Origin of the sequence: Candidatus Frankia alpina (assembly GCF_902806485.1) — a bacterium.
GTDB lineage: Bacteria > Actinomycetota > Actinomycetes > Frankiales > Frankiaceae > Frankia > Frankia alpina.
This window is the reverse complement of sequence record NZ_CADCWT010000158.1, coordinates 1-11868: the sequence shown is the minus strand read 5'-3', so window position 1 is coordinate 11868 and position 11868 is coordinate 1. Positions and strand designations below refer to the sequence as shown.

Below are 11868 nucleotides of genomic sequence, written 5' to 3'. Positions count from 1 at the left end.
AGGTTCGGGAGGCGTTGGACGCCACCCAGTGGTCCTATCTCGAGATGCTCGACGGGCTGCCCGAGCCGCACGGGACCCGCGGTCGGGCCATCCTCGCCGACCTGTCCGAGGCCGGCGGCCACGACGAGCTGACCACCCCCCTCGCGCCGGCGCTTCGGGCGGCGAGCTCCGCCGCCACCACGACCGTCGCAGACGCCCTGCGCCGAGCCGCACCGGCGAGGACGCCGCTGGTCCAGCCGCCCGGCCCAGGGCAGGCCGGCACCTCCGGCGGGAACGGGACGGCGGTCGACCTCACCTCCACGCCCTCGCCGACGGTGTCCCGGCCGGGCGGCGGGCCAGAGCCGATGCCATCGAACCCCGAACAGGGCGACCAACGGGTGCCCGCCGGATTCCGGGTCTGGCGGGTGGCCGGCGGCGACCTGGACTCGCTGGAGCGCGCGGTGGAGGAACTGCGCAGGCTGGCCGCCGACCGGCGCGGCGAGATCGAGCTCACCTGGCGGCTCGTGCCGTGACGACCGCGCCTGACCGGGGGGCCCGCGCACCCGCACCGCCGGGCCAGCCGTCCGGCGCTGCGCCGGGCGTCTCCCGGATCACCCGCACGGCGCTCGAACAGCGGGTCCGCCGCCTGCTCCCGCGCCGGTCGAGTGCTGGTGCTGGTGCCGCGCGCCCGCCGGTCATCCTGGTGCGCGCCGAGCCGGTCTGGGAAGGCGACCCTCGGCTGCGCGTTGACGGCACGACCGTCCGCGTCGTCGCCTGCGTCTCCACGCTGGCGGTCCTGGAACAGGTCACCGCCCACGCGGCCGGCGCGGCGGGCAGACTGCCAGCGCCGCCGGGGGAGGTTGGTCCGGGCGCAGGTGACGCCGAGGCGCTCGTCCTGCTCACCGACCGGGACGAGGGGGGCATTCTCAGCCGCGTGCTCCGCCACCGGGTGCACCACGTCGAGCCGTGGGCTCTGGTCGAGGAGAGCTTCGGCGCCGCCAGCGTCGACGCCCAGCTCAGCATGGAGAAGTGGGCGGTGTCCGCCCTGCTCGACGCCATGCCGCCCGGCGGCTGGCCTCGGCTGACCGGCCCGGTTCTCACCCGCGACCACGCGCTGCGCAGCCTCGCCGCCCGGCGCCTCGGCCTCGACCGACTCGGCCTCACTCCCGCCGACCTCGACGTGACGGCGCTGCTGCGCTGGAGCGCGCTGCCGGGCGCGGTCGCCACGTTCACCGCCGTGCGGCCGGACGAACGCGCCGGCCTGGTGCGTTGGTTCGTCGAGACGATCGGCACGCCCGCCGAGGTGTTGTTCGCCGCGGTCGACGCCGGATTCGGCGTGGAAGCGCTGTCCGTGGGTCTCATGCTCGGCGTGCTGTGGGCGGCCTCGCCGGGCGACACGACGGCGCCGAATTCTCCCGCTGGGTCGGAAAGCGGCGATGGCGATCATGCGTCCGGTGGGCCCACGGTGGACGCCGCCGCCCTGGAACGGGCCCGCGGACGAGCCGAGAGCTACCTCGGCGTGCGCCGCCTGCCGGACGAGGCGCTGCGCCGGTTCGCCGACGCCGCGCACGCGGTCGTCGTCGGGATGCTCGCCGAGCGAGGCAACGCTGCTCCCGGCGGGTCGGTCGCCGACGCGGCTGATCCGGTGCCACTGCTGCTGCGCCGGGCCGAGTTCATGCTCCGCGACCTGGGGATGACCGCGGCCGGAGCGCGCAGCGACCTGCTCCCCGCCGGACTGGAGAGCCGACTCGGCACATTCGCCTGCACGGTCCACTCTGCGCTGGACTCCCTCGACGGCGTGGCGCCCCCGATCGCCGCGGGTGTTGACCGCGCCGCTGGGGCGTTGGGGGCGCACCATCTTGCCGCCGAGGCGCCGCTGCGGGTCGAACAGGCGGCGATGGCCGTGCGACTGCTGCGCTGGCTCGCCCGGCCCCCCGCGGCCACCGGCGACGACCAGGATCTCGTCGCCGACGAGATCCGTACCGGTGGCTGGGTGGACACGGCCGCCGGGTACATCTGGGCCGGCGACGTGTCCCACCCCGACCTCCAGGCTGCCTACCGGCGGCTCTACCAGGCCGTGGCCGCGCGGCGGCGGGACGGGGAGGCGGCCTTCGCGGTGCGCCTGGCCGACGCCACCGCCGGGGCGCTGCCCGTCAGCACCCTCGGCGTCGAATCCGTCCTGGAGCGGATCGTCGCCCCCCTGCTTACCGGGGACCGCGGGGTCCTGCTCGTCGTCCTCGACGGGATGAGCGCCGCGGTCGCCGTCCAGCTTGCCGAGGACCTCCGCCGCGACCACTGGGACGAGTACGACCCGCTCGGCGACGACAGCCCCGCCGCCCCGGCACGTCGCCGCGCCGCCGTCGCGGCGCTGCCCACCATCACCGCCGTGTCCCGAGCCTCCCTGTTGGCCGGTGCACTCACCGAGGGACGGGCCGACGGCGAGAGGGCCGCGTTCGAACACGATCCCCGCTGGCGGGGACGATCCGTGCGGCTGTTCCACCGCGGCGCGCTGGGCGGTGGCGCGGGCGCGGCGCTCCACGAGGAGGTCGTTGCGGCGATCAGCGGTGAGGACGCACTCGTCGCCGTCGTCATCAACACCGTCGACGACAGCCTCGACGCCGGCCGGGAGGGGCGCGACCCGGGCTGGCGCATCGATGACGTCGCCCCCCTCGCGGCGGTGCTGCACCACGCCCGAGCGGCCGGTCGCGCCGTGGTCCTCACCAGCGATCACGGGCACGTGCCCGAGCATGGCACGGCCCTGCGGCCCACCTCGGCGTCGTTGTCCGCGCGCCACCGGATGCCCACCGGCGAGGTCGCCGCCGGGGAGGTGGAGCTCGCCGGCCGCCGCGTGCTCGCCCCCGGCGGGCGCATCGTGGCCCTGTGGGACTCGACCCTGCGTTACAACCCCCGCCGCGCCGGCTACCACGGCGGTGCCGCGCCGGCGGAGGTGACCATCCCCATGCTGGCCTTCCTGCCGTTCATCCCGACGTTGGACGACGGTCCGCCGAAGGGGTGGCGCCCGCTGGCCGACCAGCGGCCCGGATGGTGGACGGCAACCGTCGCCGAGACGGTTTCCCCCCAGCTCATGGTCGGCGCCGTCACCCGAGACCCGCGTCCCGCGGAATCAGGTCCTTCGAGGGCCGCGAGCGTCCGCCCGGTGCGCCGGCGGGCCGCCGAGGTGACCGGCCAGACCAGTCTGGATCTCCCCGTCGATCCTCCGACGCCAGCAGGCACCGTCCCCTCTCCCGCACCCGACGCGGCTGCCGACCTGCCTGCGCTCTCCGGTCGCCAGCGTGTCGTGGCCGGCCTCGTCGCCGAGATTCTCGCCTCGGAGATGTTCACCGCTCAGCTCGGGCGCACCCCGCGGCGGATGCCGACAGAGCGGGTCGCGGCCGCGCTCACCGCCCTGCTTGAGGCCGGCGGCACACTCGCCACCGCCGTGGTTGCGGAACGGGCCGGGGAGCACCCCGCCCGGGCCACCGGCTTCGCCACCGTCCTGCAGCGCGTCTTCAACGTCGACAACTACCCGGTGCTGGCGCTGATCGACAGCGGGCGCACGCTGCGCCTTGAACAGACCCTGCTGCGTGAGCAGTTCGGCCTGCGAGGGTGAACGCCCCGGCAAAGGTGAGCGCGGCCCGGCGCCGCGAGGTCCTCGACGCGTTGCGCCGCGGCGTGGTCCCCGAAGCCGGGCTCGATCTGCTCGCCGTCGGTCTCGGCCGGTTCGAGACCTCCGTCGGCGACGACCTGGCCGCGGTGGCCGCCGGCGGCGCGGTGTTCAAGGCGGTGCGCGGGGAGTACGGCTCCGGCAAGAGGTTCTTCACCCGCTGGCTCGCCGACCGGGCCCGCCGGATGAACCTGGCCGCCGCCGAGGTGCAGATCTCCGAGAACGAGACGCCGCTGCACCGGCTGGAGACCGTCTACCGGCGCCTCGCCGAACGCCTGAGCACCGCGACGTTCCCGCCGAGCGCGCTGGGCCCCGTCGTCGATGCCTGGTTCTACGCGTTGGAGGAGGACGTTCTCATCGCTGGGACGGCCGACCCGGCCGACCCGGCCACGTTGGAGCGGGCCGTCGCCGACCTGCTCGACCAGCGTCTCGTCGAGGTCGCCCGCAGCGCCCCCGCCTTCGCCGCGGCGCTGCGCGGCTATCGCGGCGCCGCGGTCGCGGGTGACCAGGCCACCGCGCAGGCCGTGCTGTCCTGGCTCGCCGGCCAGCCACACGTCGCGGCCGCCGCTCGCCGAGTCGCCGGCGTCCGCGGCGACCTCGACCATTTCGGCGCCCTGGGCTTCCTGCAGGGGCTGCTCGTCGTGCTGCGCGACAGCGGCTATCCGGGGCTGCTGCTCGTCCTCGACGAGGTCGAAACCCTGCAGCGGGTTCGCTCCGACGCCCGGGACAAGGCCCTCAACGCGTTGCGCCAGCTCATCGACGAGGTTCACGGCGGTCGCTTTCCCGGCCTGTACCTGTGCATCACCGGCACCCCGGCGTTCTACGACGGCCCGCAGGGCGTGCAGCGCCTGCCGCCGCTCGCGCAGCGGTTGGCGACGGACTTCACCGGCGACACCAGGTTCGACAATCCCCGGGCGGTCCAGCTTCGTCTGCCCGGATTCGGCCACGACGCCCTCGTCGAGCTCGGCGGCCGGGTCCGCGACGTCTACGCCGCCGGCGCCCGGGAACCCGGCCGATTCACCGCGGCCGTCGACGACGGCTACCTCGCGGCCTTCGCCGACGCGGTCGCCGGCCGGATCGGCATCGCCCCGCGGCTGTATCTGAAGAAACTCGTCGACGTCTTCGATCGCGTCGACGACCATCCGACCTTCGACCCGCGCCGCGACTACCCGTTGATGATCGCCGCCGCCGAGTTCACGGACGTCGAACGCAACGCCGCCTCGGCCGGCGACATCGCCCTGGACCTGGACGACCAGGAGGGCCCCCGGACGACGGCGGTCTGCCGGACGACGGCGGGCCGTGAACGCGCCCGACGCCGAACTGCTGCATCCGGTGGTGCTGCACCACATCGTCAACACGCTGCAATGGCCGGGGTTGCGGGCCTGGCAGCAGGCGGCGATCCGTCCCCTGCTCGGCGGCGGCGACGCGCTGCTGCTCGCGCCGACCGCCGGCGGCAAGACCGAGGCGGCCATGTTCCCGCTGCTGAGCCGGATGGCCGCCGGCTCCTGGTAGGGCACCAGCCTGCTCTACGTCTGCCCGCTGAAGGCCCTGCTGAACAACCTCGCTCCGCGGCTCGCCGGCTACGCCGGCTGGCTCGGTCGAGCGGGCGCCGTCTGGCACGGGGACGTCGCGACCTCGCGGCGGCGCGCCATCCTTCGCGACCGGCCGGACATCCTGCTCACCACGCCGGAGTCGCTGGAGAGCATGCTTGTCAGCCGCACTGTGGATCATCGAAGCTTCCTCGGCGACGTGCGTGCGGTCGTCGTCGACGAGGTGCATGCCTTCGCCGGCGACGACCGCGGCTGGCATCTTCTTGCCGTTCTCGAACGGCTCGCCGTCGTCGCCGGTCGCGATCTGCAGCGGGTCGGCCTGTCCGCCACCGTGGGAAACCCGGCCGAGCTGCTGCGCTGGCTGCAGGGATCCGCGGCCGGCCGCAGACCCGCGAGCCTCATCGCCCCCGACGACCGCCCGACGGCCCTCGACGACCGCCGGCCCGGGGCCCGGGCCGAGGACGGTGCTGCTCCGCCGTCCGCCGCACCGCCCGGGGACGTCGAGGTGGACTACGTCGGCTCGGTCCACAATGCGGCGAAGGTCATCGGCCTGCTGCACCGCGGCGCCAAGCGCCTGGTCTTCTGCGACTCGAAGAAGCTTGTCGAGGAACTGGGACAGGCGTTGCGCGCCGCTGGCGTGACGACCTATCTGTCCCACGCGTCGCTGTCCGCCGATGAGAGGCGCCGTTCCGAGCAGGCGTTCGCGGAATCCCGCGACTGCGTGATCGTCGCCACCAGCACCCTCGAACTCGGCATCGACGTCGGCGACCTCGATCACGTCATCCAGATCAATGCGCCCGGCACCGTCGCGTCGTTCCTGCAACGCCTCGGCCGTACCGGCCGGCGCCCTGGTAGCCGCCGCAACTGCCTGTTCCTCACGCTGGACGACGACGGCCTGGCCCGTGCGGCCGCGTTGTTGCTGCTGTGGGCGCGGAACTGGGTCGAACCGGTCGTCCCCCCGCCCGAGCCGCGGCACATCGTCGCCCAGCAGGTGCTCGCGTTGACCCTGCAGGAGGGGCGCGTCGGCGACCGGCTGTGGGCCAGCGGCTGGCGCGGACTGCCGCCGTTCGACCGGACCGCCGAGCCGATCGTGCGGTACCTCGCCGATGCCGGATTTCTCGACGTCGACGACGGCATGCTGTTCATCGGTACCGAAGCGCAGCGACGATTCGGCTTCCGGCACTTCTCCGACCTGCTCGCCGTCTTCACCGCGGCGCCGCAGTTCACCGTCTTCGCCGGGCGGCAGGAGATCGGCAGCACCGATCCTGCGTTGTTGTCCGACCAGGTGGATGGGCCGCGCCTGCTGCTGCTCGCCGGCCGCAGTTGGCGGGTGAACCACATCGACTGGAACCGGCGTCGCTGCTTCGTCGAACCCGTCGACACCACCGGCGGTCGGGCCCGCTGGCTGGTCGCCCCCTCCGCCGGGGCCGGCGCGCTGTCGTTTCCGCTGATGCACGCCGTGCGCGACGTGCTGCTCGGCGCCGACCCACCGGTGAAGACGACATCGCGCGCCGCCGAACGCCTCGCGCGGCTACGCGAGGAGTACCTGGATCGCGTACATCTCGGTGGCACGGTCATCCGGCGGGAGCGGACCGGCGATGTGCACTGGTGGACCTGGGCCGGCCGGCGGGCCAACGCGACGCTCATCGCTACCCTGGGTGATCTCGCCGAACGGCTCTGCCTGCCCGAGGTGGACGGGGAGGCCCTGGCCGGCCTGAAGTTCAACGCGGCCCTGCCCCCACGCCTCGCCGAAGCCACGCTCGCCGCTCGCCTCGCCGACCTCGACGCCGCCGCCGCCGTCCTGAGCGACCCCGTCCGCTTCGTCGTTCGCTGATGGCGGGATGGGAGTGTTGTGGAGATGGCCATTCTGACGCTGGCGACGGCGCGGCTGATCCTGCGGCCGATCGAGAACGGTGATGTCGACGGGTTCACCCGGATCTGGTCCGACCCCGAGTTCGCCCGCCATGTCGGCGGCCCGGTCACGTCGCCGGACGCCGTATGGCACCAGATGGCCGGGTGCGCCGGGTGCTGGCTGCTCACCGGCGTCGGGCCCTGGTCCGTGGTGGAGCGGGCGAGCGGGACGCTCGTCGGGCGGGCGGGGCTGTGGGACGAGCCGGGCTGGCCGGGCGTCGAGGCGCTCTGGTACATCGGTCGGCCCTGGTGGGGACGTGGATACGCCGTGGAGGCGGCCGGCGCGGCGATCACCTGGGTGCTCCGGGCGCGGCCCGAACTCGACCGGGTGTGCGCGGCCATCGTCCCGGCGAACATCCGATCGGTCCGGGTCGCGCAGCGCCTCGGGATGCACCGGACGGGCGCCGAGTATCTCCACGAGGAGAGGCACGCCATCTATGCCGTCAGCCGCGGCGACTGGTCGCGGCGGCCCGGCACCGGCTCGTGACCCGATCGGCCGGCACGGCCCCAGCGCTGAGAGGAACCTCGTCAGGAACGGGGTGGGTCGGCGGGGGCGATCGGGGAGGGGAGTTGCGGCGTGGCGGACGGCGGCGTGGACCGGGGCGTCGGGACGGACCGGGGCGTTGGGACGAGTCCGGCGGTGGAGATCGCGCAGTGGGTGGCCGCCCGGCGGGCGCGGGCGGGACAGACGCGAGTGCTCGCCGTCGACGGGCGCTCCGGCGGGGGTAAGACGACGCTGGCGCAGGCCATCGCCGAGCGTCTCCACGCGCCCGTGGTGCGGATGGACGACCTGTACGACGGCTGGGACGGGCTCGCCGCCGGCGTCGACCAGCTCGTCGCCCGGATCCTGGGCCCGCTGGCCCGTGGGGAGCGGGCGTGCTGGCGCCGCTACGACTGGGACCAGGGGCGTTACGGCCCCCGACAGACGCTGGACCCGGCGCCCGCGATCCTCGTCGTCGAGGGTGTCGGTGCCGGTGCGCGGGCTGCGACACCCCTGCTCAGCGGGCTGGTGTGCGTCGCGGCGCCGGTGCGGGTGCGGCGGCGGCGCGCGCTTGCCCGGGACGGGGACACCTTCGCCCCGCACTGGGATCGCTGGGCTCGCCACGAGGATCGGTATTTCGCCGCCGAGGACGTCGCCGGCCGGGCCGACCTCCTCGTCAACGGCGCGCCCGCCTCGGCCGGGCCGGCGACGGGGTGGCCGCAAGTCGTGGCCCGCACGGGCCTTCGCCGTACAGTCAGGCGGTGACGATGCCGGAGAGTGCCGCGGTCAACGGTCCCGCCTCGCCGCCGTTCCTGCCGGCGGGGGTCTCGTCCGCGGGGAGGTCTCCGACCGACTCGGTCTCCCGCCTCGCCGCCGACGAGGCGGTGCAGGGAGCCGCCAGGAGCCTGGCGGCGGCCGCGCCGTACACGCCTGGCGAGGTGGTCGTGCACCGGTCGTTCACCACGAAGCGGCTGGTGTTCGTCCGTACCGGCCATGTCGTCGGCCATGACGAACGCGGCCTGCGGCTGTGGATCCCGCACGGCTGCCCGATGGCCGTCGAGCTCAGCGCCGACGGCCGCGGGCTGCGGGACATGCCCTTCGCCGAGTGGATCCGCCAGCCGACGGTGATGACGACGACCGTGTGGCGCGGGCCGAACATCTTCATGCTGATCCCGCCGCGGGGCGCCAACTCGGTGTGGTGGTTCTGGGACTGGCAGGGGCGCTTCGTCCGCTGGTACATCAACCTGGAGGAGCCTGCCGTCGCCTGGCGTCACGACGACCTCGTCGGCGTCGATACCACCGATCATGACCTCGATCTGTGGGTCACGCCGGAGCGAACCTGGGAGTGGAAGGACGAGCACGAGCTGGAGGAACGGCTCGCCTACCCCGACCACTACTGGGTGCCTGATCCCGACGCGGTGCGAGCCGAGGGGGAGCGGCTACTACGGCTGGTGGAGGCCGGCACGTTCCCCTTCGACGGCACCTGGACCGACTTCCAGCCGGACCCGACGTGGCGAACCCCTGACGCGCTGCCCGCCGGGTGGGACCGCCCCCGCGCCTAGAATTCCCGAGGCCGGGGCGGGCCCGGCGTGGTTCGGATGGCCCCGGGGGAGTCGGCGTAGGACCAGCCGGACCAGCGGGTCACGGCCACGACGATGGCGGGTCCCGTCGGCGGGACCTGCTGGTACTGCGGGTAGCGCGCGGTCAGGGCGGCGACGGCCGCGGCGTGCCGCGGATCCCCGGCCTCCACGATGCGCGCCTTCCCGTCTGCCCGCGCCCACCACAGCCGCGCCCAGTCGTCGTCGTAGTGGTCGACCAGCAGGCTGACCAGCGGGTTGTCGCGGATGTCGCGCAGCCGCCGCAGCCCGGTCCGGGTGCTCTTCGGCTTGTGATCGACGACGGTCACGACCGTCGCGGCCCGGATCCCGCCGCGGCGAGTCCCGTCACCGGGGTCGCCGTCACCGTCGGACTCACCGACCGCCTCGAGGGCGAAGGTCACGGGTACCACGAGCGGCTGACCATCCACGCCGGTGGTGGCCAGCCGGGCCACCCGGGCCGCCGCGAACCGCTTCCGGGCCTCGAGCCCACTGAGCCGCACGCGTCCAGTATCCCCGCAGCCTTCCCAGGATCAGGCGATGCGCGAGACTGGCCTGGTGTCCGCAACTCTCGTCGCCTCCGGCCTCACCGTCACCCGCGGTGGGGCGACTGTTCTCGACGGTGTCTCGCTCACCGTCGCACCCGGTGACCGGCTCGGGGTGGTGGGGCCGAACGGCGTCGGCAAATCGACGTTGCTGCGGGCTCTCGCCGGCCTGGTCACCCTGGACGAGGGACGGGTCGATCTCGCGCCGCCGACCGCGGGCGTCGGCCTGCTGCCCCAGGAATCCGACCGGCTGCCCGGTGAGACCCTGCGGGCGTTCCTCGCCCGCCGCACCGGGGTCGGCGCCGCGCAGCGGGAGCTCGACGACGCCGCGGAGGCGCTGTCGTCGGGCGTCGCCGGTGCCGACGACCGGTACAGCGTCGCGCTGGAGCGCTGGCTCGCCCTCGGCGCCGCCGACCTCGATGTCCGCGCCGAGGAGGTCTGCGCCGAGCTGGGCCTGCCCGCCGACGCCCTCGACAGCCCGACGACCGCCCTGTCCGGCGGCCAGGCCGCGAGAGGCTCGCTCGCGAGCGTCCTGCTGTCCCGCTTCGACATCACCCTGCTCGACGAGCCCACCAACGATCTCGACTTCGACGGGCTGGACCGGCTCGAACGCTTCGTCCGCGGGGTGTCCGGCGCGCTTGTCGTCGTCAGCCACGACCGCGAGTTCCTCGACCGCACCATCGACACCGTCGCCGAGATCGACCCGCACAAGCACGGCCTCACCCTGTTCGCCGGCGGGTGGGCGGCTTACCTGCAGGCCCGCGAGGTCGCCCGGCGCCAGGCCCGTGATCGGTACGAGGACTACGCCGACCAGCGTGATGGTCTCGTCGCGCAGGCACAGCGCCAGCGGGAGCAGTCCGTGCGCGGCTCGGTGCGAGCCAAGCGGCGGATGCCCGACAACGACCGGGCCGCCCGGGGCGCGCGCATCGAGGCGGCGACGAAGAGCGCCGCGCGGGTCCGGTCGATCGAGTCCCGCCTCGACCGGTTGGAGGGGGTCGAGGAGCCGCGCAAGGAATGGCAGCTGCGTATGTCGATCGCGGCCGCCCCCCGTTCCGGCGACGTCGTCGCGACCCTCACCGGTGCGCTCGTGCGCCGGCCCGCCTTCACCCTGGGACCGGTCGACCTCACCGTTGCCTGGGCCGACCGGATCGTCATCACCGGGCCGAATGGCGGCGGCAAGACGACCCTGCTTGGCGCGCTGCTCGGCCGGCTGCCGCTCGACGCGGGCGGCCAGTCCCTCGGCACCGGGGTGCGTCTCGGCGAAATCGACCAGGTCCGAGGGCTGTTCCGCGGCGAGACCACCGCCCTCGCCGTCGCCGAGCGGGCGACGACATGGCCTGCGGCCGAGGTCCGTACCCTGTTCGCCAAGTTCGGCCTCGGCCCGGACCAGGTGACCCGGCCCGCGGCCTCGCTGTCGCCGGGGGAGCGAACCCGGGCCGGCCTCGCGCTACTGCAGGCCGTCGGCGTGAACTGCCTGGTGCTCGACGAGCCCACCAACCACCTCGACCTGCCCGCCATCGAACAGCTCGAACAGGCGCTCGCCGGCTACACCGGCACGTTGCTGCTCGTCACCCACGACCGTCGCATGCTCGACACCGTCGCGGTGACCCGCCGCCTGCACGTCACCGGCGGCCTCGTCGCCGAGAAGGCGCTGTGACCGATGAAACGTAGCGCGCAGGTCCCGTCCTTCAGGGCGGGGTTAGCGCGTCAACTCCCGCGCTAAGGTGACAACGGCATGGTGTATTCCGTCAGCTATGGGGAGTCGGGTGGTGAAGCGGGCGTACCGCTACCGCTTCTACCCGACCCCGCAACAGGCCGAACAGTTGGCCAAGACGTTCGGTTGTGTGCGCTACGTCTACAACCGGGCGTTGGCGGAACGCCACCGGGTGTGGGTTCAGGAACAGCGCCGGGTCAGCCATGCCGAGACGGACAGGATGCTGACGGCATGGAAGCGGGACCCGGACATGTGTTGTGGCTCGCCGAGCCGTCGAAGGGGCCGTTGCAGGCCACTCTGCGGAATCTCCAGGCGGCGTATGTGAACTTCTGGCAGAAGCGAGCCAAATACCCGACCTTCAAGAAGAAGGGCAGGGCCCCGGGAAGATCGTTCTAGGTTGCGATCTGCTACGCGGAGTATTGGCCCCGT

Annotated in this window: 9 protein-coding genes and 3 pseudogenes; 11 read left to right on the top strand and 1 reads right to left on the bottom strand. The window is 73.8% G+C overall.

Going from position 1 to position 11868, the window contains the following annotated elements; translation table 11 throughout:
* The 8 genes and pseudogenes from G6R25_RS16270 to G6R25_RS16240 all read left to right on the top strand — a co-directional run.
* On the top strand, positions 1–512 hold a 512-nt coding region (locus G6R25_RS16270; protein WP_473246906.1), incomplete at its 5' end, for a BREX-2 system ATPase PglY family protein.
* Positions 509–3589, top strand: a complete 3081-nt coding sequence (gene pglZ, locus G6R25_RS16265; RefSeq protein WP_163553678.1) for a BREX-2 system phosphatase PglZ — start codon at positions 509–511, stop codon at positions 3587–3589. The genes G6R25_RS16270 and pglZ, both read left to right, overlap by 4 nt.
* A pseudogene (gene brxD / locus G6R25_RS25285) lies at positions 3586–4800 on the top strand (BREX system ATP-binding protein BrxD); the annotation flags it as partial. The gene pglZ and the pseudogene brxD, both read left to right, overlap by 4 nt.
* A 142-nt stretch (positions 4801–4942) precedes the next feature.
* A pseudogene (locus G6R25_RS31695) lies at positions 4943–5524 on the top strand (DEAD/DEAH box helicase); the annotation flags it as partial.
* Positions 5525–7027, top strand: coding sequence for a helicase-related protein (locus tag G6R25_RS25280; protein WP_235948716.1), 1503 nt, complete (start codon positions 5525–5527; stop codon positions 7025–7027). It begins immediately after the preceding pseudogene.
* Positions 7028–7051: 24 nt separating this feature from the next.
* Complete coding sequence (locus tag G6R25_RS16250) at positions 7052–7591, top strand: GNAT family N-acetyltransferase (RefSeq protein ID WP_163553675.1); 540 nt, start codon at positions 7052–7054, stop codon at positions 7589–7591.
* A 90-nt stretch (positions 7592–7681) separates the two neighbouring features.
* The gene (locus G6R25_RS16245; protein WP_235948715.1) at positions 7682–8350 is read left to right on the top strand and encodes a nucleoside/nucleotide kinase family protein; all 669 of its coding nucleotides are present in this window, start codon (positions 7682–7684) and stop codon (positions 8348–8350) included.
* Positions 8351–8352: 2 nt separating this feature from the next.
* Entirely contained in the window at positions 8353–9147 is a 795-nt protein-coding gene (locus tag G6R25_RS16240) for a ribonuclease FAU-1 family protein (RefSeq protein ID WP_163553674.1), read from the top strand.
* Here the strand turns inward: G6R25_RS16240 and G6R25_RS16235 are convergent.
* On the bottom strand, positions 9144–9683 hold the full coding sequence (locus G6R25_RS16235; protein ID WP_163553673.1) for a TIGR03668 family PPOX class F420-dependent oxidoreductase: 540 nt from the start codon (positions 9681–9683) through the stop codon (positions 9144–9146). The genes G6R25_RS16240 and G6R25_RS16235 overlap by 4 nt on opposite strands.
* 55 nt (positions 9684–9738) lie before the next feature.
* On the opposite strand from G6R25_RS16235, the gene G6R25_RS16230 reads away from it, so the two are divergent.
* From G6R25_RS16230 to G6R25_RS31685, 3 genes and pseudogenes are all read left to right on the top strand, one after another.
* On the top strand, positions 9739–11382 hold the full coding sequence (locus tag G6R25_RS16230; RefSeq protein ID WP_163553680.1) for an ABC-F family ATP-binding cassette domain-containing protein: 1644 nt from the start codon (positions 9739–9741) through the stop codon (positions 11380–11382).
* A gap of 97 nt (positions 11383–11479) precedes the next feature.
* Positions 11480–11566 (top strand): annotated as a pseudogene (locus tag G6R25_RS31690) (helix-turn-helix domain-containing protein); the annotation flags it as partial.
* A gap of 104 nt (positions 11567–11670) precedes the next feature.
* Positions 11671–11835 carry a hypothetical protein gene (locus tag G6R25_RS31685; RefSeq protein ID WP_235948717.1) on the top strand — a complete coding sequence of 55 codons (165 nt, stop codon included), beginning with the start codon at positions 11671–11673 and terminating at the stop codon, positions 11833–11835.
* The last annotated feature ends 33 nt before the right edge of the window (positions 11836–11868 follow it).